The sequence below is a fragment of the Micromonospora sp. WMMD812 genome, assembly GCF_027497215.1.
Taxonomy (GTDB): domain Bacteria; phylum Actinomycetota; class Actinomycetes; order Mycobacteriales; family Micromonosporaceae; genus Micromonospora.
This window is the reverse complement of sequence record NZ_CP114904.1, coordinates 3,720,975-3,747,219: the sequence shown is the minus strand read 5'-3', so window position 1 is coordinate 3,747,219 and position 26,245 is coordinate 3,720,975. Positions and strand designations below refer to the sequence as shown.

The window sequence follows — 26,245 nt, the reverse complement described above, 5'->3', positions numbered from 1 at the left end:
GGGGCGGTGGCGATGACGGACGGAACGCGCCGGCCCACGCCGTACCCCTCGGCGGCGGACGGCGGGCCACGGGCCGGTCTCGGCCTGTTGCGTCGCTGGTGGCCGGTCGGCGTGGTGGCCCTGCTGCTCGCCGCCACCGCGCTGGCCGCGTCGCACTCGTCGATCGGGGCGTCCCGGATCCCGCCGGCGGCGGAGGACATTCCGTTCGTGCCCGAATATCCGACGGCGGAGCCGCCGCCGTCCATCCCGGTCGAGCCGCGCGACGCCGCCGAGGCCACCCAACCGCACGTCCCGCAGTGGATCCTCACCGCCGCGGTCGTGCTGCTCGGGCTGGCCGTCCTCGGCGCGATCGGCTACCTGGCCTGGGCGCTGCTCCGTGGCGCGCGGCGCCGCAGCACCCGGGCGTTGCCACGGCAGCGGGCCCGGCGCAGCTCCGCGGGCACCACCGACGAGGTGGTGGCGGCCGTGGACGCCGGCCTGGTCGACCTGGACGACCGGGACACCGACCCTCGGGTCGCGGTCATCGCCTGCTGGGTCCGCCTCGAGGAGGCCGCCGCCGCGGCCGGCGTCCCCCGACTGGCCGGCGACACCCCCACCGACCTGGTCACCCGGTTGCTTCGCGGCGACCCCGCGGCCGGCGTGCCGGCGATCGTCAGCGCCGACGTGCTGGGCGAGTTCGCGCACGTCTACCGGGAGGCCCGCTACGCGACCCGGCCGGTCGACGAGCGCACCCGGGACCAGGCACGGACCGCGCTGCGCCGGCTGCGCGGCGAGCTCACGACGGCGACGCCGGGCGAGGCGCAGTCGTGACCGAGCGAGCCATGAGGTTCAGCAGTGGCGCACTCGCGCCGGCGCCGAGCGGAGCGAGGTGCCGGCATGAGTGGTAGCGCGAGCATCGACGACCTGCTGACCTTCGAGGAGGAGCGGGTCCGGCACGACGACCGGGAGCGGGGCAGTCGGGCCGGGCAGGTGCTGCGCGCCCTGACCGGCATCGCGTCCGTGGTGGTCGTGCTGGTCGTCGGCCTGCGCGCGGTCGGCCTGCGGGTCTCGCTGCTGATCCTGATCGCCGGCGTGGTCGCGTTGTTCGCGGTCCGCCGCGTGGTCGCCGCGTTGGCGCCCCCGCCGCCGTCCCCGGCCCGCCCCCGGGCCCGGGCCACCGCCGTCGACGACGGCACCTGGAACTGGAACGACCGGGACGCGCTGCGCACCGCGATCAACGGCTGGGAGGTGCCGCTCGACTGGTCGGCGACCCGGCCCGAGCGGTTCACCGAGGTGATCCTGCCCCGCCTCGGCGAACTGGCCGACGAGCGGCTGCGCCTGAAGCACGGCGCGACCCGCGACTCGGATCCCGTCCGGGCCCGCGCCCTGCTCGGCGAGCGCCTCTGGGCGTTCCTGGAGACCCCGCCCCGTCGCACCCCGTCGCCGCGCGACCTCGCGGTGATCGTCGCCGAACTGGAGAAGATCTGATGAACGACGTGGACCGGACCATGCCCGCCGCCGAGGTCGGTCACCTGGCTCGGGCGGTGCTGGACGCGGTCGGCTCGGTCGTGGTCGGCAAGCGGGACGCCCTGGAGCTCGTCCTCGCCGGGATCCTGGCCGGCGGGCACGTGCTGCTGGAGGATCTGCCCGGCCTGGGCAAGACCCTCACCGCGCGGTCCTTCGCCCAGGCGCTCGGGCTGGACTTCCGCCGGCTCCAGTTCACCCCGGACCTGTTGCCCGCCGACGTCACCGGCTCGTTCCTGTACGACCAGCGCAGCGGCGACTTCGCGTTCCGCGCCGGCCCGGTCTTCACCAACCTGCTCCTCGCCGACGAGATCAACCGGACGCCGCCGAAGACCCAGTCGGCCCTGCTCGAGGCGATGCAGGAGAAGCAGGTCTCGGTGGAGGGCGTCACCTACCGGCTGGACGAGCCGTTCCACGTGCTGGCCACCGCCAACCCGATCGAGTACGAGGGCACCTACCCGCTGCCCGAGGCGCAGCTCGACCGCTTCCTGCTCCGGGTCTCGTTCGGCTACCCGGCGCACGAGGAGGAGTGGGAGGTGCTGCGCCGGCGGATGGCCCGTCGCCGCGAAGAGGCCGAGATCAAGGCGGTGGTGGACGCGGCCACCCTGCGCGCGATGCAGGCCTCGCTGGAGGACGTGGTGGTGGAGGATTCCATCGGCCGGTACATCGTGGCGCTCACCGCGGCCACCCGCGAGCACCCGTCGGTGCTGGTCGGCGCGTCGCCACGCGGCTCGCTGGCGCTGTTGCTGCTGGCTCGGGTCCGGGCCGTGTTCGCCGGTCGGGACTACGTGGTCCCGGAGGACGTCAAGGAGGTGGCGGTGCCGGCGCTGGCGCACCGGATCACGCTGCGCCCGGAGATGTGGCTGCGTCGGGTCGATCCGTCCTTCGTGGTCGGTGAGGTGCTGGAGGGCACTCCGGCACCGGCCAGCGGCGCGCTGCCGAGCTACGCGGCCGGCGGGCCCGGGCACTGATGGCGGGGCCGCGCGCGGAGCAGGAGCCGGCGGCGACCGGCGGCTGGGCGCCCACTCGGGCGCTCGGCCGCGCCGTGCTGGTCACCGGCCTGCTGCTGGTGGCCGCGGTCGTGCTCGGGCGTATCGACCTGATCGTGCTGGCCGCGCCGTTCGCGCTCGGCACCGCGTACGCGCTGCGCCGCCGGCCCGCGGCGCCGCCCGAGGTGTGGGTCGCCGCCGACGAGGGGCACCTGATCGAGGGCGGCGAACTGACCGGGTCGGTGACCATCGGCAACCCGGACACGGTCGACTACGAGGTGGCCGTAGTGCGGACCCGCGTCTCGCCGTGGCTGCGGATCGACCGGGTCGGGTTCGCCGGTGGCGCCGCGGCGGGCGGCCGGGCGGTGGCCGACCGGCCGTTCGTGACGTCGGTGCCCGCCACCTCTGCGGTCGACCTGGAGCTGACCGGCACCGCCCTGCGCTGGGGACGGCATCCGGTCGGTCCCGCCGGCGCGCGGGTCGCGGTCGCCGGTGGGCTGCTGGTCTCCCGGGCGGTGATCACCGAGCCGGTCCGGGTCCGGGTCTACCCGAAGACGGAGCCGTTCGAGGCGGTGGAGGCGATGCCCCGGGCCGCCGGGCTGGTCGGCGCGCACCACTCCCGACGGCCGGGCGAGGGCGGTGAGCTGGCCGGTGTCCGGATCTTCGCGCCGGGTGACCGGCTGCGCCGGATCGACTGGCGGGTCTCGCTGCGTGCCCGGCAGCTGCACGTGGCCGCCACCCTCTCCGACCGGGACGCGGAGGTGGTGGTGCTGCTGGACGTGCTCGCCGAGGCCGGCCGCTCGGGCGGCGTGTCCGGTGCCGCCTCGGTGCTGGACACCACCGTACGAGCCGCGGCCGCGATCGCCGAGCACTACCTGCACCGGGGCGACCGGGTGTCGCTGCTGGAGTACGGGCCGACGGCCCGCCGGCTGCGCCCCGCGACCGGCCGCCGCCAGTACCTCACCGTGTTGGAGTGGCTCCTCGACGTCCACGTGGAGCCTAGCCGGCACGAGCCGTACGACCTGGTCTTCGGTCCGCAGTTGCTTTCCGCGGACGCGCTGGTGGTGGTGCTGACCCCGCTGCTGGACGAACGGTCGGCGCAGATGCTGGCGAGGCTGGCTCGCTCCGGCCGGTTCGTGGTGGCGGTGGACACCCTGCCCGCCGACCTCACCGCGCCGAAGGATCGGGGCTGGGCCGAGGTGGCGTACCGGCTGTGGCGGTTGGACCGGGACACGATGATCGCGCAACTGCGCGAGCACGGCGTGCCGGTGGTGGGCTGGGCCGGCGCGGGCAGCCTGGACCAGGTGCTGCGCGACGTAGCCCGGTTGGCGACCGCCCCACGCGTTGGTGGCCGGTGAACGCCACGCCGCGCGGCGGGCGGCCGGTGGACGGGGGAGGCCCACGATGATCGACGCCGTCACCGAACGGGTCCAGGCGCTGCGTACGGCGGCCAACCGGATCAGCCTGACCCCGTTGCTGGTCCGGGCCGGCATCTTCCTCACCGCGGTGGCCGGCTTCCTGCTGGCCTTCCCGGCGGAGGTGCTCGCCGGTCAGCAGCTCGGCGCGCTGGTGCTGGTGGCGCTGCTGCCCGCGGTCGGTCCACGTCGAGTCTGGCCGACGTTCGCGGTGCTGGTCACCGTGGGCGGGTGGCTGCTCGCCGCCGACGGGTACGGCCGGCCGATCGCGCTGTGGCGGCTGCTCGCCCTGTCCGCGTTGCTCTACCTGCTGCACACCCTCTGCGCACTGGCTGCGCTGCTGCCCTACGACGCGGTGGTCGACCCGGAGCTGATCACGCGCTGGCTGGTGCGAGCCGGCGCGGTGCTGCTGGCCGCGGCGGTGCTGGGGGTGCTGCTGATGGAGGTCCCCGACCTCGGCGCCGGCACCGGCTACCAGCTGGCCACGGTGGCCGGGTTGCTGGTCGCGGTGGGCGTGGCGGCGATGCTGGGGTGGCTGCTGCGCCGCCGGTGAAAATCGGGAAGGCGATCAGTTGCGCAGGTCACAGCGGTTGTGCTCCGTCACAGAAGGGGGGCGCGGACGGGAATACCCGAGCACCCCGGGGAAAGATAGATGACGTGAATCCGAAGCGGATCCTTGTGGTGGGTGCCGGGCACGTCGGCCTGTACGCGGCCCTGCGCCTGTCGAAGAAGCTCAGCGTCCGTGAGGCTGAGGTCATCGTGGTTGACCCGCAGCCACACATGACCTACCAGCCGTTCCTGCCGGAGGCCTCGGCGGGCAACATCTCCCCCCGCCACGCGGTGGTGCCGCTGCGACGGGAGTTGCGGCGGTGCAAGGTGGTGGCGGGTACGATCACGCGGATCGAGCACGACCGCAAGGTCGCCACGGTCCAGCCGATCTCCGGCCCCACCCGGGAGATCGCGTACGACCACGTGATCGTGGCCCCCGGTTCGGTGTCCCGGACGCTGCCGATCCCCGGCCTGCACGAGCACGGCATCGGGTTCAAGACCATCGGTGAGGCGATCTACCTCCGCAACCACGTGCTGGACCGGCTCGACGTCGCGGCCGTCACGCCGGACCCGGAGGTCCGCCGGACCGCGCTGACCTTCGTCTTCGTCGGCGGTGGCTATGCCGGCATCGAGGCGCTCGCCGAGATGGAGGACATGGCCCGCGACGCGCTGCGGTACTACCCGGAGCTCGAGCCGGACGAAATGCGCTGGGTGCTGGTCGAGGCCACCCAGCGGGTGCTGCCCGAGGTGGATCGGGACATGGGCGCCTACACGGTGCAGCAGCTGCTCAAGCGGAACATGGACATCCGACTGGACACCCGGCTCGAGTCCTGCGTCGACGGGGTGGTCAAGCTCTCCGACGGGGACAGCTTCGCCGCCGACACCATCGTCTGGACGGCGGGCGTCAAGCCGTCGCCGCTGCTGGACAGGACCGACTTCCCGCGCGACGAGCGGCGCCGGGTCACCTGCCTGCCGACCCTCCAGGTGGTCGACGGCGACCGGGTGGTCGAGGGCGCGTGGAGCGCGGGCGACTGCGCCGCGGTGCCGGACCTGACCGGCCCGCCCGGGGCGTACTGCTCGCCGAGCGCCCAGCACGCGGTGCGTCAGGCCGCCCGGATGGCGGACAACATCAAGGAGGTCATCCGGGGCCGGGAGCCGGTGGAGTACCGGCACAAGCACGTCGGCAGCGTGGCCAGCCTGGGCCTGCACAAGGGCGTGGCCCAGGTGTACGGCGTCAAGATGACCGGCTGGCCGGCGTGGTTCATGCACCGGACGTACCACATGAGCCGGATCCCCTCCTTCAACCGGAAGGTCCGGGTGGTCGTCGACTGGTCCCTGGCCTTCTTCCTGAAGCGCGAGGTGGTCGCGCTCGGCCAGCTGCACGACCCGCGCGAGGAGTTCGCCGAGGCGTCCCAGCCGGTCGGCGCCCGCCAGAGCTGAGTCCACGTACCACGACAGGCCCCCTTCCGCCGCCGGGCGGGAGGGGGCCTTCGCGTGCTGACCGGTGGGTGGCCGCGCGCCGTGGGCGAGCGGCGTCAGACCCGCCAGATCCAGGCGTCGGCGATGCGGGTCGACGGGCCGTAGAGCTGCTCCAGGGTGCCGCGCAGGCTGTCCACGTGCGGGGCGTCGGCGGCCAGGGCCACGCAGGAGGCGCCCCAGAAGTCCGCGTCCCGGGCGGCCTGCCGCCGCTGCTCGTCGCCGATCACCGGCAGGTCGCCCCGGCGGGCGACCTCGGTGAGCAGGGCCGAGGTGGGCTGCTGGAAGGTGCCCATGGCCGCGCCGCCGCCCCGGCCGTACGGGCCGATGAAGAAACCCTCCGGCGTGGCGAAGGCGGCGTCCGCGGCGGCGGCCCAGCGCATCGGCCAGGGCTCCTTCGGGGTGGGCAGCGGGACGGGCACCAGCACCCCGCCCGGCTGGACGCACTCCCGCCAGTGGCCGCCGGTGATGAACTCCGGCAGCGGGGGCCGTTCGGCGGTCGGCAACGGGGCGGGGAAGAGCGGCAGCAGCGCCGCGCACACCGCCGCCGGCACCAGCCGCCGTGCCCGGCCGGTGCCGCGCAGCGCCCGGTCCACGGCCAGCACCAGCAACGTCGCGGCCAGCGGCAGGACGGCGAGGGCGAACCGCATCGGGAGCGCGCCGTCCACCACCGGCAGCCCCGACAGCAGGACGTACGGCCCGGGCACCCCGGTTCGCGTCCCACTGAGCACCACGGAGGGGCCGAGCGAGAGGACGCCCATCACCAGCCCCGCGACGCCGCAGGCGACCACCAGCCGGCGGCGACCCAGCCAGACCGCGCAGGCCGCGGTGACCAGCAGCAGCGGCCAGCCGAGGAACGTGTTGTACTCCGCCGGGCCGGTGGTGAGGCGGGCCGCGTCGTCGCTGCCCGCCACGGACAGCGGCGAGACCGTCCACCAGCTGCGCAGGTCCGCCGAGAAGTAGTGCGGGCTGAACATGCCGTCGGCGACCCCCTGCGGGCCCGCGAACTGGAACCAGAGCGGGTAGCCGAGCGCCAGCAGCGCCAGCCCGGCGGCGAGTGCCATGCCGCCGGCGAAGGCGGGCAGCGCGCGGCGGGCGAGGTCGCGGTCCACCGCGGCGTAGGTGACCGCCATCACGAGCAGGGTGATCGTGGCGAGGAAGAGCACCTCCTCGCCGATGAAGACCTGGGCGGTGACCGCCGCGGCGAGGCCGACGGCGGAGCTGACCAGCCGGCGCCGGTCCGGCCCCAGCACGACGGTCGTGCCGTCGGCCGGGTCGACCGGCCGGACCCGCTCCGGGTCCGCGGCGCGCAGCAGGCGGACCACCAACCAGACGATGACCGGGACCAGCCACTGCGCGGTCATGTGCAGGTGGCTGTTGGTCTGGGAGATCATCCCCGGGCCGAAGCCGCAGAGGCCGGCGCCCAGCCCGGCGGCGAGCCGGCGGGCGCGCAGCGTCCGGGTGAAGAGCAGGTACCAGGCGACGGCGGTGCCGGCCAGGTTGGCCGCCGCCAGCAGGGCGAAGGTGACCGGCGCGCCCAGCAGCAGGGTGATGGGGGAGAGGGCGACGCCGAGCGCGATGACCGTGGTGTTGGTCATCAGGTTCACCCCGTCCGGCGCGTTGAGCCGGTCGGTGAGCAGGTTGAAGTCGCCGAGCAGGGCTCGCGCGTCGACCGCCAGGAACCACTCGTAGAGGGTCTGGTCCGCCGGGTTGAGCGCCAGCGTCCGGGAGCCCGGGTCCGGCCACAACCCGTGGGTGAGCCAGCCGGCCAGCAGGGCGAAGAACAGCGCGACCGCGAGGTCCGCGCGGTGCCGGCCGATGGCGGCCAGCACCCGGGTCGTCCGGGACCGGCGGGTGGGCCGGTCGGCGAGGCGGAGAGCCTGCTCAGGGGCGGCGTCGGGGGCCGTGGGGGCTGCGCTGCTCACGGCTTCGACCCTAGTGTGGCAACGGCGGCGGGGTACGCCGGGTGGCCGCCGACCGGTTACCGTGACACTGCACCGCGGCGTGTCGTCGTCCCGGTGCCGCCCGGCCCGGGTGGTGGAACGGCAGACACGGCCGCCTTAAAAGCGGCTGCCGCAAGGCGTGCGGGTTCGACCCCCGCCCCGGGCACGATCACATTTCCACCCCCTCATCTGCTCGGTGATCTCCACGAATGGGCGCGGCAGTCTACTCTTGGGTGTGCGCGTTCACGTGCACACGACCCCCTGAGGGAGGCCAGAAAGTGAAGACCTCGAACCCGGTGCTCGCCCGGCTCGGCCAGGCGGCCGAGCGGGAGCGCTCCGCCGGGTACGCCCCGACCGGGCCGTACGGCGCGCCCGGCATTCCCCAGCAGTACCCGACCGGGGCCGGCTACCCGGCCGCGCCGCCGACCGTGGCGCCCATGTCCATCGACGACGTGGTGATCAAGACCGTCACCCTGCTCGGCATCGTCGGCGTCATGGCCACGGCCGCCTGGGTGCTGGTCCCCGACGCGCTGGTCGGCGTCGCCTGGATCGGTGCCGCGATGGTCGGCCTGGTCCTCGGCCTGATCATCTCGTTCTCCCGGATGGCGAACCCGGCGCTGGTCGTCACGTACGCCGTCGTCGAGGGCGTGTTCGTCGGCATGGTCAGCAAGTTCTTCGAGACCCGCTACGACGGCATCGTGCTGCAGGCCGCGGTCGCGAGCTTCGGCATCTTCTTCCTGATGGCCCTGCTCTACAAGGTGCGGGCCATCCGGGCGACCCCGGCGTTCGTCAAGGGCGTGACGGCGGCGATCGTCGGCCTCTTCGCGGTGATGCTGATCAACTTCGTGCTGTCCCTGTTCGGCGTCAACACCGGCCTGCGCGACGGCAGCCCGCTGGCCATCGGGTTCAGCCTGGTCGTCATCGTGGTCGCCGCGCTGAGCTTCGTGCTCAGCTTCAAGGAGGTCGAGGACGGCGTCCGGATGGGCCTGCCGCAGCGCTACTCCTGGGTCGCCGCCTTCGGCATCCTGGTCAGCCTGGTCTGGCTCTACATCGAGATCCTGCGCCTGCTGAGCTACTTCCAGGGCGACGACTGACCGTCGTCCGCCCGACCGTCGGCGCCCGTCCCCGCATCGCGGGGGCGGGCGCCTCCGCGTCCGGGGCGGTCCGTCCGTCGGCCCGCGTCCCGGGCACCGCCGTTTTCCCGCCGCCGCCCGACCGGCCGGTGCAGAGTGACTGCGAGGGGTCCGGCGGCGAGGGGGTGGCGGTGCGCAGTACCAACCCGGTGCTGAACCGGCTCGACGAGACCACCCGGCTGGAGAGCCGGGTGCTCGGCGTCGGCGCCGCGGAGGAGATGACCGTCGACGACGTGGTGGTCCGGACGGTCGGGCTGCTTCTGCTCACCGGCGCCACCGCGCTGGTGTCCTGGCTGTTCGTGCCGGAGGCGGCCTGGGTGCCGGCCGCGCTCGCCGGCAGCGCCCTCGCCTCGATCGCGTTGGCCCTAGTCATCTCGCTGCGGGCGATCACCAACCCGCTGCCGATGGTCGCGTACGCGGTCGTCCAGGGGCTGCTGCTGGGCGTCGCGAGCCGGGCGTTCGAGCTGGTCTACCCGGGCATCGTGTCGCAGGCGGTGGCCGGGACGTTCGGCGTCTTCCTCGGCATGGCGCTGCTCTACCGGGCGCGGCTGATCCGGGCGACGCCCCGGCTGGCCCGGCTGGTCATCGGCACCCTGCTCGGGATCGTCGCGATCAGCGTGGTGAACCTGGTGGTCTACCTGGTCACGGGGCGGCAGGGGCTGGAGGTCTACAGCCTGACCGGCGAGGTGGGCGGGCTGGCGTACGTGTTCGCGGTGGTGGCGATCATCGCCGGGGCGTTCAGCTTCATCCTCGACTTCGACCTCGTCGAGCGGTCGGTCCGGGCCGGCCGACCCCGCCGGTACGCGTGGCTCTGCGCGTTCGGGCTGCTCACCGGCCTGGTCTTCCTCTACTGGCAGCTGCTGCGACTGCTCAGCTACCTGCGCCGGTGAGCGGCCGGCGGTGATCCGGGGGCTGGCCGGTCCGTACACTCGGCGACGATGAGCGCAGCGGAACTGGACCGGGCGGTGCGGCTGCTGGTCCGTCAGGTCGGGCACTGGGAGCAGCCCCGCTGGGCGGCCGCCGCCACCGGCGGCAACGCGGCCCGCGGCGACCTGGTGCACCGGCTGGTGCAGGAGATCGCCAACCTGGCCGCCGACGCCGAGGGCCAGCCGCGCCGCACGGTGCCGCGGCTGGTGAACGACCTGGCCCTGCCCGACCAGCTCCGGGTCGTCGCCGCGGACCTGCTCGCGGCCGGCGCGGCGCCCGACGCGCTGGCCCGGGCCGCCGCCGAGGTGGAGGCGACCCGGAGCGCGCTCTGACCGTGCTCCGCGCCCGCGCCGCTGACGAGGGTCAGCGGCTCAGCTGAGCCGTTCGATCACCATGGCCATGCCCTGGCCGCCGCCGACGCACATGGTCTCCAGGCCGATCGTCCGGTCGTGCCACTCCAGCGCGTTGAGCAGGGTGCCGGTGATCCGGGCGCCGGTCATCCCGAACGGGTGGCCGACGGCGATCGCGCCGCCCATCACGTTCAGCTTCTCCAGCGGGATGTCCAGCTGCCGGTACGACGGGATCACCTGGGCGGCGAACGCCTCGTTGATCTCGACGAGGTCGACGTCGTCGATGGTCATGCCGGCCCGCGTGAGCGCCTGCTTCGACGCCTCCACCGGGCCGAGGCCCATGATCTCCGGGGAGAGCGCGGTGACGCCGGTGGAGACGATCCGGGCCAGCGGCGTGATGCCGAGGTCGCGGGCGCGCTGGGCGCTCATGACCACCACCGCCGCGGCCCCGTCGTTGAGCGGGCAGCAGTTGCCGGCGGTGATTCGCCCGTCCGGCCGGAACACCGGCTTCAGGCCGGCGACGCCGTCGAGGGTGACCCCCGGGCGCGGCCCGTCGTCGGTGCTGACCACGGTGCCGTCCGGCGTGGTGACCGGGGTGATCTCACGGGCCCAGAAGCCGTCGTTGATCGCCTTCTCGGCCAGGTTCTGGCTGCGTACGCCGAACTCGTCCATGTCGGCGCGGCTCACGTCGTACACCTGGGCCAGGTTCTCCGCGGTCTGCCCCATGGCCAGGTAGATGTCGGGCAGCTCGCCGGACTCGCGCGGGTCGGTCCACACCTCCGCGCCGTCCTGGGCGCGGGCCTTGGACCGCTCACGGGCCGCGGTGAAACGCGGGTTCTCCCAGCCGCCGCCGACCAGCGCCTGCGCCTCCGGCGGCAGGCCGTCGGAGCTGCCCCGGGCGTACCGGGAGACGGTCTCGACGCCGGCGGAGATGAAGACGTCACCCTCGCCGGCCCGGATCGCGTGCATGGCCATGCGGGTGGTCTGCAGGGAGGAGGCGCAGTAGCGGGTCAGCGTGGCGCCGGGCAGGCCATCCAGGCCCATCAGGGTGGCGACCACCCGGGCCATGTTGAAGCCCTGCTCGCCGCCGGGCAGGCCGCAGCCGAGGTAGAGGTCGTCGATCTCGGTCGGGTCGAGCTGGGGGATCTTGTCGAGGGCGGCCCGGACGATGGTGGCGGCGAGGTCGTCCGGGCGGACGTCGCGCAGGGACCCCTTGTGGGCCCGGCCGATGGGGGAGCGTGCGGTGGCGACGATGACGGCGTCGCGGGACGACTCAGTCGACATGAGCCCACGTTAACCCGTCGGTAACTTGGCGCGGAACCCGCGCGGCGGGCGGGAAATGTCACCCCTCCCTCGCCGCCCGGCGCCGGTTCGATCGGTGGGTCAGTGCCGGGAGGCGACCGCCGCGGCGGCGGCGACCGCGGGCAGCAACGCGTGCGCCCAGACCCGGTAGCCGTCGGCGGAGGGGTGGAAGCCGTCGTGGCAGAACGTGCCGGCGTCGGCGCGGAACACCGGGCCGGTCTCGGTGGCCAGGTCGACCACGGACCCGCCGGCGTCCAGCACGGCCGCCGTCTGGGCGTGGGCGACCCGCCGCCCCGACCAGCCGACCAGCTGGCGCAGCGGCGGGGCGATCGCGCGGACCGCGCCGAGATCCGGGCAGGTGCCGACCACGACCTCCACCCGCGCCTCGCGCAGTCGGTGCACGGCCGACCCGAGGTACGCCGCCGCGTCGGCCGGCCGGCGCATCCCGGTGGCGTCGTTCGCGCCGATCAGGATCAGCGCCACGTCCGGACGCTCGCCGAGCAGGGCCCGGGCCACCTGGGTGGCGAGGTCGGTCGAGCGGGAGCCGGACACCCCGACGCTGGACAGGTGCACCAGGCGGCCGGCGGGGCCCTCGGCCAGCAGGTTGGCCAGCTGGCCGCCGATGGTGTCCTCCAGGCGGTCGACCCCGACGCCGAGGGCGGACGAGTCGCCGAGCAGGACCAGCCGTAGCGGCGGCGCGCCGGCCCGGCCGATCGTGGCGCGCAGGGCCAGCCCGAGCTCCGGCTGGGCGTAGCGCCGGTGCCGGGCGACGAACGCCTCGCCGGCGAGGAGCGCGGCACCGCCCACCGTACCGGCGATCAGGGAGAGCACCGCCGCCCGGCCGAGCCGGCCGGCGAGCCTGGTGGCCATGTCCTGCTCGCTCATGCCAGTCCCTCCACAGTGGATGAGTCGGTGGTCGGGCCCGGCTGCGGGACGGCACCGACGCCGAAGAACGCCCGGCGCCGCAGTTGCGCCCACCGGCCGGCCGGGCCCCGGTCGCGGCCGCGAACCTGGGCGCCGCTGACCTCCGTGCCGGCGTGGCGGGCCGCCTCCTGCGCCGCTTCCGGCAGCGACCGTACGCCCTGACCCGGCGCGAGCGCCGCCCGCCGCTCCTGGCCGGCGCCGAGCGCGGAGAGCACGGTGGGCAGCAGCGCGGCGGCGGCCACCGCGTAGCCCTCGGCGGACGGGTGGAACCGGTCCCAGGCGAACATCCGGGCCGGCTCCGCCGCGAACCGCGGGCCGAGCAGATCGCCGAGGGAGACCGTCCAGCCGCCCGCCTCGACCACGGCCACCGTCTGAGCGGCGGCGAGCTGCCGGCTCCAGCGCCGGGCCAGCCAGCGCAGCGGTGGCTGGATGGGCTGGATCGCGCCCAGGTCGGGGCAGGTGCCGACGACCACCTCGCAGCCGGCGGCGCGCAGTGTGCGGACCGCCTCGACCAGGTAGCGCACGGCCAGCGCCGGCGGGGTGCGGTTGGTGACGTCGTTGCCGCCGATGAGGATCACCGCGATGTCGGGCCGGCAGTCGAGGGCCGCCTCGACCTGGTGCCGCAGCCCGGCGGAGATCGCTCCGACCACGGCGAAACGGTGCAGCCGCACCGGCCGGTGCGTCCGGCGGGACAGGCCGGTGGCGAGCAGGGCGCCGGGCGTCTCCCGCCGGCGGTGCACCCCGTAGCCGGCGGCCGACGAGTCGCCGAGCACGACCATCGTGAGCGGCTCGCCGGGGAACTTCGCGCCGTAGACGCCGTCGCAGCGGGGCGGGGGAGCCTCGGCCATCGGGATGATGCGGCGGGCCTGACGCGCCTGGCCGAGCAGCACCCCGGCGGTCGCCACGAAGGCTGCCGCGGTGGCGCCCGTGCCGATCGCCGTCAGGCGGGCGATCTGCCGGGCGCGCTGCCAGCGCGGACCAACCGGTACGACGGAACCAGCCACCCCCATAAGGCGACAGTATCGCGCCGGCACGACACGTCGCTGTCGTCGGACCGGCTCGCGGGTGCCTGGCGGAAGACCGTTCTGGGTACGTCATTCTCCGGGCGGTCCCGGCCGCCACGGGGGCTTGCGCCGGGACGTCACGCTGTCCCCCGGGAGAGGAGCGCGAGATGGGGAAGACATTGAAGCGGAGCGCGGCCTTCGCGGCCCTGGCCCGGGCGCTGGCCAGCGGGGCTCGCGGCGGGCCGTCACTGGGCGCCCGGCTGGCGGCGCTCCCCCGGATGATCCGGGCGACCACCCGCGGCGAGTACGACGGCGGCCTCCGACTGGCCCTGATGACCGCGGCGACGGCGTACATAGTCTCGCCGATCGACCTGCTCCCGGAGATCCCACTGGCGATCTTCGGCCTGGCCGACGACGCGGTCATGGTCACCTGGCTGGCCGGCAGCGTGCTCGCCGAGACCGAGCGCTTCCTGGAGTGGGAGGCGCGTCGGGACTCGGTCATCCCCGGGCGTGTGGTGCCCTGACGACACGTACCCTGGGCGCTGGGAATCCGCGAACCACCTGCCCGGCCGCCGTCGCCGGCGCCGAGGAGAAGGACACATCGAGGTGCAGTACTACGACAACGTCGTCGACCTGATCGGCAACACCCCCCTGGTACGGCTGCGCAACGTCACGGCCGGCATCCAGGCCACCGTGCTGGCGAAGGTGGAGTACCTGAACCCGGGCGGTTCGGTGAAGGACCGGATCGCCCTGCGCATGGTGGAGGACGCCGAGAAGGCCGGCATCCTCAAGCCCGGCGGCACCATCGTCGAACCGACCAGCGGCAACACCGGCGTCGGGCTGGCCCTGGTGGCCCAGCTCAAAGGCTACAAGTGCGTCTTCGTCTGCCCGGACAAGGTCAGCCAGGACAAGCAGGACGTGCTGCGAGCGTACGGCGCCGAGGTGGTGGTCTGCCCCACCGCCGTCGCACCGGAGGACCCGCGCTCCTACTACAACGTCTCCGACCGGCTGGCCCGCGAGATCCCCGGCGCCTGGAAGCCCAACCAGTACAGCCACCCGGCCAACCCGCGCTCGCACTACGAGAGCACCGGCCCGGAGCTGTGGAAGCAGACCGAGGGCGAGATCACCCACTTCGTCGCCGGCGTGGGCACCGGCGGCACCATCTCCGGCATCGGCCGCTACCTGAAGGAAGCCTCCGACGGCCGGGTACGCGTGATCGGCGCCGACCCGGAGGGCTCGGTCTACTCCGGCGGCACCGGCCGGCCCTACCTGGTCGAGGGGGTCGGTGAGGACTTCTGGCCGGAGACGTACGACCGGGGGATCGCCGACGAGATCGTCGAGGTCTCCGACAAGGCCTCGTTCGAGATGACCCGGCGGCTGGCTCGCGAGGAGGGTCTGCTGGTCGGCGGGTCCTGCGGGATGGCCGTGGTGGCCGCGCTCGAGGTGGCCCGCAAGGCCGGCCCGGACGACGTGGTGGTGGTGCTGCTACCCGACGGCGGCCGGGGCTACCTGTCCAAGATCTTCAACGACGCGTGGATGGCCCGCTACGGCTTCCTGGACAACTCCGGCTCGGAGCCGACCGTGGCGGACGCGCTGGCGAGCAAGCCGGGCGGCCTGCCCGAGCTGGTGCACGTGCACCCGACCGAGACGGTCCGTGACGCGATCGACTACATGCGCGAGTACGGCGTCTCCCAGCTGCCGGTGCTCAAGGCCGAGCCGCCGGTGGTGACCGGCGAGGTGGCCGGGTCGATCGCGGAGCGGGACCTGCTGGACGCGCTCTTCACCGGTCAGGCGCACCTGCACGACACGATCGAGCGGCACATGGCCGCACCGCTGCCGATGATCGGCGGCGGGCAGCCGGTGAGCGAGGCGGTCGGCCTGCTGGAGAAGTCCGACGCCGCGCTGGTGCTGGTGGACGGCAAGCCCAAGGGCGTACTCACCCGGCAGGACCTGCTCGCCCACCTCGGCGCGCGCTGAGTCGACCTGACGACGGGCCCCGCGCCGACGCCGGACGTCGACGCGGGGCCCGGTCCGTGCTCGGTGGTGGCGGCCGCTGTCAGCGGGTCAGCTCGGTGGGCACCGCCACCACGTCGACGAAGGCGCCCTGGCGCAGCACGGTCACCGGCAACCGGGTGCCGATCACCGAGCCGAGCATGAGCCGTTGCAGGCCCTGGCCGTCGCCGATCGACCGGCCGCCGGCGGAGAGGATCACGTCGCCGAGGTAGATCCCCGCCGTTCCGGCCGGGCTGCCCGGCACGACCTCCACGACCCGCAACCCGCGCCGCTGCCCGGTGCGCGCGGCCACCTCGGGCGGCAGCGGCACCGGCACGCCGGCCACGCCCAGCCAGGCCCGGCGGACCCGACCGTCGGCGGTGAGGTCGGCGATGATCTGCTGCGTGGTGGTGTTGATCGGCACCGCCAGCCCGAGCCCGTACCCGGCGACCGCGGTGTTCACCCCGATCACCCGGCCGGTCGAGTCGGCCAGCGCACCGCCGGAGTTGCCCGGGTTCAGCGCCGCGTCGGTCTGGATCACGTCTTCGATGAGGCGGGTGACCCGCCCGTCGCGGGCCGGCAGGGACCGGCCCAGGCCGGAGACCACGCCGGCGGTGACCGAGCCGGCCAGCCCCATGGGGTTGCCCACGGCGACCACGAGCTGGCCGATCCGCAGCGCGTCGGCGTCGCCCAGCTCGACGGGCGGCACGGTGGTCTCCTCGACCCGCAGCACGGCGAGGTCCGACAGCGGGTCGGCGCCGACCACCCGGAACCGGGTCTCGGTGCCGTCGGCGAAGGCGGCCGTCCCGTCCCGGGCGCCCTGCACCACGTGTGCGCTCGTCAACAGAAGGCCATCGGTGCCCACGGTGACCGCGGAGCCGGCGCCGGCCCCGCGCGCGGTCCGCACCGACAGGGCGGCCACGCTGGGCAGCACCCGGGCCGCCACGGTCGTGACCACCTGGGAGTACGCGTCCAGAGCGGCGGCCTCGGCCCGCTCCGGCGCGGTGTGCTCGGTGTCCATGACCCTGCCAACGCGGCCGGATCGACGGGCATGCCCGGATCAGCTCAGAGCGAACGGGCGGTCACCCGGAGCGGGCGGTCACAGCGGACGCGTGTAGCGCAGCTGGGTGGTGACCGCCGACCCGATCGCGTCCTCCCGCTCCACCCCGGCCGCCGACCAGCCGCCGCGCTCGTAGAAGCGCCGGGCATGGCCGTTCTCGGCGAGCACCCAGAGCGCCGCCCGCCGCCAGCCGCGGCCCCGCATGGTGGCCAGGGCGTCGATCATCAGCTCCCGGCCGACGCCGCGTCCCCGCTCGGCCGGGTCGAGGTGGATCGCGTAGAGCAGGCCGGTCGCCGGGTCGCCGTCGTCGTCCGGGCCGACGTAGCTGAAGCCGACCAGCCCGCCGTCCCGCTCGGCGACGGTCATCAGGTGGGTGTCCGACTCCCAGCTCCACCGCTCGGCCCAGTACCGCCCCATCGCCTCGGGCGTCGGCTCGGCCAGCGCCTCCGCCGGCAGGAAGGACGAGTACGCCGCGAGCCGGGAGCGTTGGTGCAGCGCGCCGATCGCCAGGAGGTCGTCGGTGGCGGCCCGGCGCAGCGTGACGGTCACCCGGGCGAGGGTACCCGCCGTGGCGGGACCTGGACGGTGGTCAGGTCCTCGGCGATCACCAGGTCGCCGTCGAAGTGCGCCCGGGCCTCGTCGAGGAACCGGCGGGGGTCGGCGTAGCGCTGCGAGAAGTGGGTGAGCACCAGCCGGCGTACCCCCGACTCGGCCGCCACCCGGGCGGCCTGCGCCGCGGTGAGGTGCCCGACCTCGGCGGCGAGCGCGGCCTCGGAGTCGAGGAAGGTCGACTCGATGACCAGCAGATCCGCGTGCTCGGCCAGGGCGTAGACCCCGTCGCACAGGCCGCTGTCCATGACGAAGGCGAACCGCTGCCCCGGCCGGGGGACGCTCACCTCGTCGCGGGTGACCCGGCGCCCGTCGAGGTCGAGGTGGCCGACGCGGATCAGCTCCCCGACGGCCGGGCCGCCGATGCCGTACGCGGCCAGCTTCTCCGGCAACATCCGGCAGCCGTCCGGCTCGACCAGGCGGTAGCCGTACGTCTCGATCGGGTGCCGCAGCCGGCGGGCCTCCAGGGTGCCGCAACCCAGCGGGATCCGTTGGCCGTCCGCCTCGATCGGCTCGACCCGCAACTCGGCGGTCTCGTAGAAGCTGGACGCGTGCCGGAGCCGGGCGAAGTACTCCGCGCCGCCGGCCGGAAAGTGCACCGCCACCGGGTGCGGCACCCGGTCCAGGGAGAGCCGCTGGATGGTGCCGGGCAGGCCCAGGCAGTGGTCGCCGTGGAAGTGGGTGACGCAGATCCGGGTCAGGTCGGTCGCGGTCACCGTCGTGTGCAGCAACTGCCGCTGGCTGCCCTCGCCGGGGTCGAAGAGGATCACCTCGTCGTCCCAGCGCAGCACGTACCCGTTGTGGTTGCGCTGCCGGGTCGGCGCCTGGCTGGCCGTCCCGAGCACCACCAGCTCGCGCATCGACACGGCGTGCCCCTCCGCTGCGTATGAAGCGACCCCCGGGGTTTCCGCGCTCGCGCGCGGGCCGGCTGGACTGAGGCCGGCACCCCGGGGGTCGGGTGGCTGTCGTGGTTTCGCCGCACCGCTGCCACACGGTCTCGACGATCGTGCCTGTGCCCGCCTCGCGGCGGACGTGAATCACTGTCGAGGACAGCGGCTAGCGGACAGCCACCTCACGAGTCCGATTGCTATACAAGTCTGGACCACCTCCTTTCCCGTGTACGGCCACGCTATCCAGACGCCGCGGGGCCCGGCAACGGATTTCGATCACACGGCCGGCGGGAATGCGCGTCGCCCGCGGCGCGGGGCCGCGGGCGACGGACGGCGTTCGGGTGAGATCAGCCGGCGGTACGGGCCACGCCCACCGGGCAGCTCAGCCCGTTCGGGCCGTGGTTGCAGTACCCGTTCGGGTTCTTGGTCGGCGCCAGGTACTGCTGGTGGTAGTCCTCGGCCAGGTAGTAGTTGCCGAGCCGGTCGATCTCGGTGGTGATCTCGCCCTTGCCGGCGCGGGCCACGATCGGCGCGAACGCGTCACGGGAGGCGGTCGCCGTGGCCAGCTGGTCGTCGGTGGTCGCGTAGATCGCCGACCGGTACTGGGTGCCCACGTCGTTGCCCTGGCGCATGCCCTGGGTCGGGTCGTGGTTCTCCCAGAAGACCTTCAGCAGGTCCTCGTAGCTGATCTTCGAGGGGTCGTAGACCACCTGGACGGCCTCGGTGTGCCCGGTCATCCCCGAGCAGACCTCCTCGTACGTCGGGTTCGGCGTGTAGCCGCCCGCGTAGCCGGCGGAGGTGGTGATCACGCCGGGCAGGGTCCAGAACAGGCGCTCGGCCCCCCAGAAACACCCCATACCGAAGACGGCCACCTGGCTGCCTTCCGGGAACGGGCCCTTCAGCGGGGTGCCCAGCACCTCGTGCCGGTCGGCCACGGGCATCGCGATCACACGGCCCGGCAGGGCCTTGTCGGGGGTGGGGAGCTCGGCCTTCATGCGGCGCAGGAACACGGTGGGACTCCTCTCCTACCTCTCCCAGCGTGCAACACCAGGGGGCCTCGCTTCCTTACCCGCGCCACGCTGAGTCAGGCCCCACCTCGCTCAGAGCGCGGCGGCCACGCGGTCGGCGTAGGCCTGGGCCTCGGTGTCGTCGGTGTAGCGGGTGCGGGGCCAGAAGAAGCCGCGCAGCCCGTCGCCCTTCGTCCGCGGCACGACATGGGTGTGCAGGTGCGGGACGGACTGGGACACCCGGTTGTTCATCGCCACGAAGGTCCCACCGGCTCCCAGACCGGCCTCCACCGCCACGGCCACCCGCTGCACCAGCCCGAAGTAGCCGGGGAGCGACGCCGGCGGGAGGTCGGCGAGCGTCACCAGGTGGGTACGCGGCACCACCAGCACGTGGCCCTTGAACACCGGCCGGGTGTCCAGGAACGCCACGCCGTCCGGCTCGTCGACAACCCGGAACGCGGGCACGTCACCCGCCACGATCCCGCAGAACACACACCCGGCCACCGGCCCAGGTTAGTGCGGCCGGCTGCGGAGCGCCCCGTCCCGCCCGGCGCGGTCACCGCCCGTCCAGGTAGCTGTCCCACTCACTCTCGACGACCCCGACCGGCCCGGTCTCGCCGCTCGCCAGGCGGGCCCTGATGTCCGCCTCCCACCGTCGCGCCCAGCCTCGCAGCTCGTCGATCTCGGAGTCGCCGAGCCCGTACGACCGGAAGGTGCGCTCGTCCCGCTCGTCGACGGCACCGAGTCTGTCGGCCAACTCCTCCAGCGAGAAGTCCCCGGTATGACGGGCGCCCAGCCGTTCCAGCTCGGCCCATTCGAGCCGGCTGTTCGCGGCGCGGATGTCGATGAAGTCACGGTGAGCCGCACGGTCATGGAGGGCGCGCATCTTGAGCCCGACCGCGTCGTCGAAGGCGACGACCGGGCCGACGGTCAACCTGGCCGGTGGCCCGAGTGCCTCCTTGAGCAGGTCAACTTCACAAGTGCCCGTGGCGTCCGAGACGACCAGGCGGCCCATTCGAGGTGTGACCTCGATGATCGAGGCGGAGAAACCGGCATTCGCGAATGCCGCGGCGAGTCGGTCCGCCACCTCCGGAAGCGGGAGTGCGGAGGCGGTGGCGAAGTCGATGTCCTGTGACGGTCGGTCCAGCAACTCGTGTGCGCACATCGCGTACCCGCCGGCCAGCACCAGACCGAGATCGTCACCGGCCTCGAAGCCGATCTCGAGTAGCCGGCGGTGCAGGGGTTCCATCAGGCGCCGGCGAGATCGGGCAGCAACTGCTCCCAGAGGGAGATCATCCGCCGGGCGGTCAGCCGGCGGATGCGTGGCCAGTCCTGACGCAGCAGCCGGGCATTCACGTAGCGGACGACGTCGTCGCGTTGCCCGCAGTCGAGCAGGAGGCAGTAGAGCGTCAGCCGTTGCCCTGGGTCGTCGACGACGAAGTCGCTCGGCCCGGACCAGGCGAGCCGGACGGGAAGCTCGACCCGGCCGTGATCCGGGCCGGTCAGCTCGTCGAGCGAGGCCGGGATGCGGTCGGCCGCGCCGATCAGGCGGGAGGGGAGGCCGGTCGAGGTCACCGAGCCAGTATCACCGACCCCTACGACAGGCTGCTGGCGTGACCCGCCTCCGGGTTCCCCGCATCGGGACGAGGTGGCGGACTAACGTCACGGGAATGAACCACGGCTTCGAGACGCTCGCCATCCACGCCGGCCAGGACCCCGAGGCCCGCACCGGCGCGGTGATCCCACCTATCTACCAGACCAGCACGTACGCGCAGGACGCCGTCGGGGCGCCGCGGCTCGGTTACGAGTACAGCCGTTCCGGCAACCCGACCCGGGACGCGCTCCAGGAGTGCCTGGCCGCGCTGGAGGGCGGGGCGGTCGGCCTCGCCTTCGCCAGCGGCCTCGCCGCCGAGGACACCCTGCTGCGCACCGTCTGCAAGCCCGGCGACCACGTGGTCATCCCCGACGACGCGTACGGCGGCACCTACCGGCTCTTCGCCCGCGTGGTGGAGCGGTGGGGGCTCGACTTCACCCCCGCCAAGGTCTCCGACCCGGCCGCGATCCGGGCCGCGATCCGCCCCGGCCGCACGAAGATCGTGTGGGTGGAGACGCCGACCAACCCGCTGCTCGGCATCGCCGACCTCGCGGCGCTGGCCGCCGTCGCGCACGACGCCGGCGCCCTGCTGGTGGTCGACAACACCTTCGCCTCCCCGTACCTCCAGCAGCCGATCGCGCACGGCGCCGACGTGGTGGTGCACTCGACGACCAAGTACATCGGCGGACACTCCGACGTGGTCGGTGGCGCGCTGGTCGCCGCGGACGCCGGGCTCGGCGAGGACCTGCGCTACCACCAGAATGCGATGGGCGCGATCAACGGACCGTTCGACGCCTGGCTCACCCTGCGCGGCATCAAGACCCTGGGCGTACGGATGGACCGGCACTGCGACAACGCCGAGCGGCTGGCCGCGTACCTGGACGGGCACGCGAAGGTGGCACAGGTGATCTACCCGGGGCTGCCCTCGCACCCGGGCCACGAGGTGGCCGCGAAGCAGATGCGCCGGTTCGGCGGCATGATCTCCTTCCGCGCCGCCGGTGGCGAGGAGCACGCGGTGGAGATCTGCAACCGGGCCAAGCTCTTCGTCCTCGCCGAATCGCTCGGCGGGGTGGAATCCCTGATCGAGCACCCGGGCCGGATGACACACGCAAGTGCTGCCGGCTCGCCGCTTGAAGTTCCCGGCGATCTCGTGCGACTGTCTGTCGGCATCGAGACGGTCGACGACCTGCTCGCCGATCTGGAGCAGGCGCTGGGCTGACCGCTGGCTGGGGAGGGTGGCCGTGCAGGACATCATGCCGACCTGGGTCGGGGCGACCGCCAAGCAGATCGCCCGCGGCGTGCGGCGGGGCGACGTCTCCGCCACCCAGGTCGTGGCGGACCACCTCGACCACATCGCCCGGGCCGACGCCGACCTCGCTGCGTTCCGCACGGTACGCGGCGGGGAGGCGATCACCGAGGCGGAGAAGGTCGACGAACAGGAGGACCTGGCCAACCTTCCACTGGCCGGGGTGCCCGTGGCGGTCAAGGAGAACACTCCGGTCGCCGGCCTGCCCACCTGGAACGGCTCGGTCGCCGCGCGTACGCCGGTGGCCGAGTTCGACCACGAGGTGGTCCGCCGGCTGCGCGGCGCCGGGGCGGTGATCCTCGGGGTGACCCGGATGCCCGAGCTCGGCCTCTGGGCGCTCACCGACGACGACACCGCGGTGACCCGCAACCCGTGGGACGTCCGGCGTACCCCGGGCGGCTCCTCCGGCGGTGCGGCGGCGGCCGTGGCCGCCGGCCTGGTGCCGATCGCGCACGGCAACGACGGCCTCGGCTCCATCCGCATCCCGGCGGCCTGCTGCGGCCTGGTCGGGCTCAAGCCCGGCCGGGGCGTCATCCCGCGCCAGCTCGGCGCGGAAGACTGGTTCGGCCTCGTCGAGCACGGCATGCTGACCACCACGGTCGCCGACGCGGCGGTCGGCTTCTCGGTGCTCGCCGGTCGGCGTCCGGAGAAGCTGGTGCCGCCGCAGCGGCTGCGGGTGGGTGTCTCGCTCCGCTCGCCGGTGCGTGGGGTCTCCCCGGACGCGCCGAACCGGGACGCCGTCGCCACCGCGGGCCGCCTGCTCGCCGCCGCCGGCCACGACACCGTGCCGGCCGACCCGGTCTACCCGACCAAGCTCGGTCTGAAGGGGCTCGCGACCTGGTTCGCCGCGGCCGCTGCCGACGTCGAAGCCGCCGGCATCGCGCGGCGCGACCTCCAGCCGCGCAGCCGCCGGCACGTGGCGCTCGGCGAGTGGGCGCAGCGGCGCGGGTACGTGCGGGAGGCCGACCGGACGGCCTGGCGGGAACGGTCCATCGGCTTCTTCACCGACCACTCGGTCGACCTGCTGCTCACGCCGGCGCTGGCGGGCGCGCCGCCGGAGGCCACCGCCTGGTCCGGCCGGTCCTGGCGCGCCAACATGGCGGCCAACATCCGGTACGCCCCGTACGCGGCGCCGTGGAACATTGCCGGCCTGCCGTCGATCGTGGTGCCGGTGGGCCGCCGCCCGGACGGCCTGCCGGTGGCGGTGCAACTGGTCGGGCCGCCCGGCTCGGAGCTGCTGCTGCTGGGGGTGGCCGGCCAGTTCGAGATGGCCGCCCCGTGGTCGCGGCACGCCCCCGGCTACCCGCGCGTCGGCACGGGGTCGCCGGCCGTCGCATGATCGTCTAGCGTGTGCGCGCACCCATCGCGCCGCACCCTGGACGGTCATCATGCAGTGCCCGACCTGCGGGGACGCCACGTCCCCCGCGCTCGACGAATGTGCCCGCTGTTTCACCCCGCTCGGGCAGCCGGCGGTCAACCCCGGCCTGCCCACGTACGCCGTCCGTGGCCTGGGTCGGGCCGCGTCGATCGCGGTCGGCGCCGCCGCCCTGCTCTACCTGCCGGCCGCGCTGTTCCCCCTCGTCGGCATGCAGATCGCCCGTACGGCGACCGAGCAGGGTGACCGCGATCTGCTGCTCGGCGCGGTGCTGGCGGAGGTCGCGCTCACGGTGCCCTACCTGCTGGCAATCCTGGTCGCGTCCGTACTGGTGATCATCTGGACCTGGCGGGTCCGGAAGAACATCGACGCCTTCCCGGGCGCGCTGCCGTCGCTCAGTTCGGGCTGGGCCATCGCCGGGTGGCTGGTGCCGTTCGCCAACTTCGTGGTGCCGGCCCGGGTGGTGGCCAACGTCGCGCGGGACAGCCTGTGGCGCCGGAGCACCCCTGGGCTGGTCGTTGTCTGGTGGGCGGCGTGGCTCGCGTTCACCATCGGCGACCGCGTTGTCGCCAAGAACGACGACCGCAGGTACGCCGAACTCACCGAGTTGCCCCGCAACGAGGCGGAGTTCCAGACGTACGTCCGCTACTACCAGGAGACGATCGGCCCCCGACTGATCCCGGCGGTGGCGTGCGTGGTCGCGGGCGTCGCGTTCATCGTGCTGATCCGGCGGATCTCCGCCGCCCAACAGGACCGGATTAGCCGCGCTCCGGGCGCGTGGCCGTACCACCACCCCGGCTGGCCGACGCCGGGCGCGCCGGTCGGCTACGCCCCGCCTCCGGCGCAGCCCGTCACCGGTTCGTCGCCGCAGGTGGCGACCGACTCGACCGTGGCGTCGCCGCCGGTCCCGCCGCCGGCGGGTGGCACGATCGGGGCATGACGGAACTGGTCGGTCTCGCCGACGTACAGGCCGCGCGGGAACTGCTCGCGGGCGTCACCCGGACCACCCCGCTGGAGCCGTCGCGTCCGCTCAGCGCGGCGCTGGGCGGGCCGGCCTGGCTGAAGTGCGAGAACGTGCAGCGCGCGGGCTCGTACAAGGTGCGCGGCGCGTACGTGCGGATCTCCCGGCTCTCGGCGGAGGAGCGGGAGCGGGGCGTGGTCGCGGCGAGCGCCGGCAACCACGCCCAGGGGGTGGCGCTCGCCGCCGGCCTGGTCGGCACGCACGCCACGGTCTTCATGCCGGTGAACGCGCCGCTGCCGAAGGTGGCGGCGACCAAGGGGTACGGCGCGCAGGTCGAGCTGGTCGGGAGCACGGTGGACGAGTCGTTGGTCGCGGCGCAGACGTTCGCCGAGCGGACCGGCGCGGTGCTGATCCACCCGTTCGACCACCGGGACGTGATCGCCGGGCAGGGCACGGTGGCGCTGGAGATCCTCGAACAGTGCCCGGACGTGAAGACGATCATCACCGGGGTCGGCGGTGGCGGGCTGGTGTCGGGGATCGCGGTGGCCGCCAAGGCACTGCGGCCCGAGGTCCGGGTGATCGGGGTGCAGGCGGCCAGCGCCGCGGCGTACCCGCCCTCGCTGCTCGCCGGGGAACCGGTGCGGTTGCCGGCGTTCAGCACCATCGCCGACGGCATCGCGGTCGGCCGGCCCGGCGACATCACCTTCACCCACGTCCGCAAGCTGGTGGACGACGTGGTCACCGTGTCCGAGGAGGACATCTCCCGCGCCCTGTTGATGCTGCTGGAGCGGGGCAAGCAGGTGGTCGAGCCGGCCGGGGCGGTCGGCGTCGCCGCGCTGCTGGCCGGCGTGGTGGAGGTGGAGGCCCCGGTGGTCGCGGTGCTCTCCGGCGGCAACATCGACCCGCTGCTGATGCTGCGGGTGATCGAGCACGGGCTGGCGGCCGCGGGGCGCTACTTGCGGTTCACCGTGCGCTGCACGGACCGGCCGGGCCAGCTCGCCTCGCTGCTCAGCGAGATCGCCGAGCACCGGGCGAACGTGGTGGACGTGGAGCACCAGCGGGCCAACCCGCACCTGCACCTGGGTGAGGTGGAGGTGGCGCTGTCGGTGGAGACCCGCGGGGTGGAGCACTCGGACACGCTGATCAGCGCCCTGCGGGCGAGCGGCTACCAGGTGGTCTTCGCAGGCGAGGCGTGACACCGACCGGTGTCACGCCTCGCTCGTGGAAGTGGTGCGGCGCGGGGCCCCGGCCGCCGGCTCAGCCGGAGTACGGCTCGAAGCTGACCACGGTCACCTTGATGTCGGCGCCGCTGGGCGCCGTGTAGGTGCAGGTCTGCCCGGCCCGGCCGCCCAGGATGGCCTTGCCGAGGGCCGACTCGGGGCTGTAGACGGTCAGGTCGGTGGTCGACGCCACCTCGCGGGAGCCGAGCAGGAAGGTCTCGGTGTCGTCCTTGTCGTCGTCGAAGTAGATGGTCACGACCATGCCGGGCGACACGGCGTCGGCCGACGGGGCCTCGCCGACCTTGGCGGTGCGGAGCAACTCCTGGAGGTAGCGGATGCGCCCCTCGGCCTTGCCCTGCTCCTCGCGGGCGGCGTGGTAGCCACCGTTCTCCCGCAGGTCGCCCTCCTCGCGCCGGGCGTTGATCTCGGCGGCGATGACCGGCCGGTTGGCGATGTGCTCGTCGAGCTCAGCCTTGAGTCGGTCGTGAGCGTCCTGGGACAGCCAGGTGGCCGGCGCCTCGTTGCCAGTGGACACAGGCGGTCTCCTCAGTTGTGCGTGGCTGACGACAGGTGAACTTCCGAGTTTACCAGCGGGGGACGACACGAGGTGGCGTCGATCACCACCCGTGCCGTCGTCGGGCACGGGCGGTCACCGTGTCGACCCCGTCGACCGGCCGCCTGTCGTCCCAGCTCACCGGGGGTTTGCGGGCGACAGC

At 73.9% G+C, this 26,245-nt stretch carries 27 protein-coding genes and 1 tRNA gene; 16 read left to right on the top strand and 12 right to left on the bottom strand.

Annotated features, from left to right (window positions below):
* Positions 1-12: 12 nt before the first annotated feature.
* From O7603_RS17130 to O7603_RS17105, 6 genes are all read left to right on the top strand, one after another.
* Positions 13-810, top strand: coding sequence for a DUF4129 domain-containing protein (locus O7603_RS17130; protein WP_281570813.1), 798 nt, complete (start codon positions 13-15; stop codon positions 808-810).
* A gap of 66 nt (positions 811-876) precedes the next feature.
* Positions 877-1,467 carry a hypothetical protein gene (locus O7603_RS17125; protein ID WP_281570812.1) on the top strand — a complete coding sequence of 197 codons (591 nt, stop codon included), beginning with the start codon at positions 877-879 and terminating at the stop codon, positions 1,465-1,467.
* On the top strand, positions 1,467-2,474 hold the full coding sequence (locus tag O7603_RS17120; RefSeq protein ID WP_281570811.1) for a MoxR family ATPase: 1,008 nt from the start codon (positions 1,467-1,469) through the stop codon (positions 2,472-2,474). Before O7603_RS17125 ends, O7603_RS17120 begins: the two co-directional genes overlap by 1 nt.
* Positions 2,474-3,850, top strand: coding sequence for a DUF58 domain-containing protein (locus O7603_RS17115; protein WP_281570810.1), 1,377 nt, complete (start codon positions 2,474-2,476; stop codon positions 3,848-3,850). The genes O7603_RS17120 and O7603_RS17115 overlap by 1 nt, the downstream gene beginning before the upstream one ends.
* Before the next feature lie 46 nt (positions 3,851-3,896).
* Positions 3,897-4,460, top strand: a complete 564-nt coding sequence (locus O7603_RS17110) for a hypothetical protein (RefSeq protein WP_281570809.1) — start codon at positions 3,897-3,899, stop codon at positions 4,458-4,460.
* 104 nt (positions 4,461-4,564) lie between these two features.
* Positions 4,565-5,896, top strand: a complete 1,332-nt coding sequence (locus O7603_RS17105; protein ID WP_281570808.1) for an NAD(P)/FAD-dependent oxidoreductase — start codon at positions 4,565-4,567, stop codon at positions 5,894-5,896.
* A gap of 95 nt (positions 5,897-5,991) precedes the next feature.
* On the opposite strand, the gene O7603_RS17100 is transcribed toward O7603_RS17105, so the two are convergent.
* Complete coding sequence (locus tag O7603_RS17100) at positions 5,992-7,857, bottom strand: hypothetical protein (protein WP_281570807.1); 1,866 nt, start codon at positions 7,855-7,857, stop codon at positions 5,992-5,994.
* A gap of 103 nt (positions 7,858-7,960) precedes the next feature.
* Between O7603_RS17100 and O7603_RS17095 the strand changes: the two genes are divergently transcribed.
* From O7603_RS17095 to O7603_RS17080, 4 genes are all read left to right on the top strand, one after another.
* Positions 7,961-8,041 (top strand) — tRNA-Leu (locus O7603_RS17095).
* Positions 8,042-8,153: 112 nt separating this feature from the next.
* On the top strand, positions 8,154-8,969 hold the full coding sequence (locus tag O7603_RS17090) for a Bax inhibitor-1/YccA family protein (RefSeq protein WP_281570806.1): 816 nt from the start codon (positions 8,154-8,156) through the stop codon (positions 8,967-8,969).
* A gap of 170 nt (positions 8,970-9,139) precedes the next feature.
* A complete protein-coding gene (locus O7603_RS17085) occupies positions 9,140-9,898 on the top strand; it encodes a Bax inhibitor-1/YccA family protein (RefSeq protein ID WP_281570805.1) in 759 nt (252 codons plus the stop codon).
* 48 nt (positions 9,899-9,946) lie between these two features.
* Positions 9,947-10,267 (top strand): hypothetical protein, encoded by a 321-nt coding sequence (locus O7603_RS17080; protein WP_281570804.1) that lies wholly within the window; start codon positions 9,947-9,949, stop codon positions 10,265-10,267.
* A 39-nt stretch (positions 10,268-10,306) separates the two neighbouring features.
* Here the strand turns inward: O7603_RS17080 and O7603_RS17075 are convergent, their stop codons facing one another.
* The 3 genes from O7603_RS17075 to O7603_RS17065 form a co-directional block, all read right to left on the bottom strand.
* A complete protein-coding gene (locus O7603_RS17075) occupies positions 10,307-11,569 on the bottom strand; it encodes an acetyl-CoA C-acetyltransferase (RefSeq protein WP_281570803.1) in 1,263 nt (420 codons plus the stop codon).
* Between the two features lie 99 nt (positions 11,570-11,668).
* Positions 11,669-12,472: an SGNH/GDSL hydrolase family protein gene (locus tag O7603_RS17070; protein ID WP_281570802.1), complete on the bottom strand. Its 804-nt coding sequence runs from the start codon at positions 12,470-12,472 to the stop codon at positions 11,669-11,671.
* Positions 12,469-13,521 carry an SGNH/GDSL hydrolase family protein gene (locus O7603_RS17065; RefSeq protein ID WP_281570801.1) on the bottom strand — a complete coding sequence of 351 codons (1,053 nt, stop codon included), beginning with the start codon at positions 13,519-13,521 and terminating at the stop codon, positions 12,469-12,471. The genes O7603_RS17070 and O7603_RS17065 overlap by 4 nt, the downstream gene beginning before the upstream one ends.
* Positions 13,522-13,682: 161 nt before the next feature.
* Here O7603_RS17065 and O7603_RS17060 point away from each other — a divergent pair, with 161 nt between their 5' ends.
* Together O7603_RS17060 and O7603_RS17055 are read left to right on the top strand one after the other, a co-directional pair.
* Positions 13,683-14,039, top strand: coding sequence for a YkvA family protein (locus O7603_RS17060; RefSeq protein ID WP_281570800.1), 357 nt, complete (start codon positions 13,683-13,685; stop codon positions 14,037-14,039).
* 82 nt (positions 14,040-14,121) lie between these two features.
* Positions 14,122-15,492 carry a cystathionine beta-synthase gene (locus tag O7603_RS17055; protein WP_281570799.1) on the top strand — a complete coding sequence of 457 codons (1,371 nt, stop codon included), beginning with the start codon at positions 14,122-14,124 and terminating at the stop codon, positions 15,490-15,492.
* A 79-nt stretch (positions 15,493-15,571) separates the two neighbouring features.
* Here O7603_RS17055 and O7603_RS17050 read toward each other — a convergent pair whose 3' ends face one another.
* From O7603_RS17050 to O7603_RS17020, 7 genes are all read right to left on the bottom strand, one after another.
* The gene (locus O7603_RS17050; protein WP_281570798.1) at positions 15,572-16,528 is read right to left on the bottom strand and encodes a trypsin-like peptidase domain-containing protein; all 957 of its coding nucleotides are present in this window, start codon (positions 16,526-16,528) and stop codon (positions 15,572-15,574) included.
* A gap of 78 nt (positions 16,529-16,606) precedes the next feature.
* Positions 16,607-17,116, bottom strand: a complete 510-nt coding sequence (locus tag O7603_RS17045) for a GNAT family N-acetyltransferase (RefSeq protein ID WP_281570797.1) — start codon at positions 17,114-17,116, stop codon at positions 16,607-16,609.
* Positions 17,113-18,042, bottom strand: a complete 930-nt coding sequence (locus tag O7603_RS17040; protein WP_281570796.1) for a ribonuclease Z — start codon at positions 18,040-18,042, stop codon at positions 17,113-17,115. Before O7603_RS17040 ends, O7603_RS17045 begins: the two co-directional genes overlap by 4 nt.
* Before the next feature lie 371 nt (positions 18,043-18,413).
* Positions 18,414-19,076: a peptide-methionine (S)-S-oxide reductase MsrA gene (gene msrA / locus O7603_RS17035; protein WP_281570795.1), complete on the bottom strand. Its 663-nt coding sequence runs from the start codon at positions 19,074-19,076 to the stop codon at positions 18,414-18,416.
* Positions 19,077-19,166: 90 nt separating this feature from the next.
* A complete protein-coding gene (locus tag O7603_RS17030; RefSeq protein WP_281570794.1) occupies positions 19,167-19,577 on the bottom strand; it encodes an HIT family protein in 411 nt (136 codons plus the stop codon).
* A gap of 52 nt (positions 19,578-19,629) precedes the next feature.
* Complete coding sequence (locus tag O7603_RS17025) at positions 19,630-20,322, bottom strand: nucleotidyl transferase AbiEii/AbiGii toxin family protein (RefSeq protein WP_281570793.1); 693 nt, start codon at positions 20,320-20,322, stop codon at positions 19,630-19,632.
* Positions 20,322-20,648 (bottom strand): hypothetical protein, encoded by a 327-nt coding sequence (locus O7603_RS17020; protein ID WP_281570792.1) that lies wholly within the window; start codon positions 20,646-20,648, stop codon positions 20,322-20,324. Before O7603_RS17020 ends, O7603_RS17025 begins: the two co-directional genes overlap by 1 nt.
* 95 nt (positions 20,649-20,743) lie before the next feature.
* On the opposite strand from O7603_RS17020, the gene O7603_RS17015 reads away from it, so the two are divergent.
* From O7603_RS17015 to ilvA, 4 genes are read left to right on the top strand one after another with little or no spacing between them, the layout of a single operon-like run.
* Entirely contained in the window at positions 20,744-21,886 is a 1,143-nt protein-coding gene (locus O7603_RS17015) for a cystathionine gamma-synthase (protein ID WP_281570791.1), read from the top strand.
* Positions 21,887-21,902: 16 nt separating this feature from the next.
* Positions 21,903-23,312 (top strand): amidase, encoded by a 1,410-nt coding sequence (locus O7603_RS17010; RefSeq protein WP_281570790.1) that lies wholly within the window; start codon positions 21,903-21,905, stop codon positions 23,310-23,312.
* 49 nt (positions 23,313-23,361) lie between these two features.
* On the top strand, positions 23,362-24,288 hold the full coding sequence (locus O7603_RS17005; protein WP_281570789.1) for a DUF4328 domain-containing protein: 927 nt from the start codon (positions 23,362-23,364) through the stop codon (positions 24,286-24,288).
* Positions 24,285-25,505 carry a threonine ammonia-lyase gene (gene ilvA, locus O7603_RS17000; RefSeq protein ID WP_281570788.1) on the top strand — a complete coding sequence of 407 codons (1,221 nt, stop codon included), beginning with the start codon at positions 24,285-24,287 and terminating at the stop codon, positions 25,503-25,505. The genes O7603_RS17005 and ilvA overlap by 4 nt, the downstream gene beginning before the upstream one ends.
* Before the next feature lie 61 nt (positions 25,506-25,566).
* On the opposite strand, the gene greA is transcribed toward ilvA, so the two are convergent.
* Positions 25,567-26,064 (bottom strand): transcription elongation factor GreA, encoded by a 498-nt coding sequence (gene greA / locus O7603_RS16995; RefSeq protein WP_281570787.1) that lies wholly within the window; start codon positions 26,062-26,064, stop codon positions 25,567-25,569.
* Between the last annotated feature and the right edge of the window lie 181 nt (positions 26,065-26,245).

Excerpts from the sequence above, each read along its gene's own strand:
- O7603_RS17130 (WP_281570813.1), top strand. The coding sequence starts at position 13 with ATGACGGACGGAACGCGCCGGCCCACGCCGTACCCCTCGGCGGCGGAC.
- O7603_RS17125 (WP_281570812.1), top strand. The coding sequence starts at position 877 with ATGAGTGGTAGCGCGAGCATCGACGACCTGCTGACCTTCGAGGAGGAG.
- O7603_RS17120 (WP_281570811.1), top strand. The coding sequence starts at position 1,467 with ATGAACGACGTGGACCGGACCATGCCCGCCGCCGAGGTCGGTCACCTG.
- O7603_RS17115 (WP_281570810.1), top strand. The coding sequence starts at position 2,474 with ATGGCGGGGCCGCGCGCGGAGCAGGAGCCGGCGGCGACCGGCGGCTGG.
- O7603_RS17110 (WP_281570809.1), top strand. The coding sequence starts at position 3,897 with ATGATCGACGCCGTCACCGAACGGGTCCAGGCGCTGCGTACGGCGGCC.
- O7603_RS17080 (WP_281570804.1), top strand. The coding sequence starts at position 9,947 with ATGAGCGCAGCGGAACTGGACCGGGCGGTGCGGCTGCTGGTCCGTCAG.
- O7603_RS17075 (WP_281570803.1), bottom strand. The coding sequence starts at position 11,569 with ATGTCGACTGAGTCGTCCCGCGACGCCGTCATCGTCGCCACCGCACGC.
- O7603_RS17070 (WP_281570802.1), bottom strand. The coding sequence starts at position 12,472 with ATGAGCGAGCAGGACATGGCCACCAGGCTCGCCGGCCGGCTCGGCCGG.
- O7603_RS17065 (WP_281570801.1), bottom strand. The coding sequence starts at position 13,521 with ATGGGGGTGGCTGGTTCCGTCGTACCGGTTGGTCCGCGCTGGCAGCGC.
- O7603_RS17060 (WP_281570800.1), top strand. The coding sequence starts at position 13,683 with ATGGGGAAGACATTGAAGCGGAGCGCGGCCTTCGCGGCCCTGGCCCGG.
- O7603_RS17050 (WP_281570798.1), bottom strand. The coding sequence starts at position 16,528 with ATGGACACCGAGCACACCGCGCCGGAGCGGGCCGAGGCCGCCGCTCTG.
- O7603_RS17025 (WP_281570793.1), bottom strand. The coding sequence starts at position 20,322 with ATGGAACCCCTGCACCGCCGGCTACTCGAGATCGGCTTCGAGGCCGGT.
- O7603_RS17015 (WP_281570791.1), top strand. The coding sequence starts at position 20,744 with ATGAACCACGGCTTCGAGACGCTCGCCATCCACGCCGGCCAGGACCCC.
- O7603_RS17005 (WP_281570789.1), top strand. The coding sequence starts at position 23,362 with ATGCAGTGCCCGACCTGCGGGGACGCCACGTCCCCCGCGCTCGACGAA.
- ilvA (WP_281570788.1), top strand. The coding sequence starts at position 24,285 with ATGACGGAACTGGTCGGTCTCGCCGACGTACAGGCCGCGCGGGAACTG.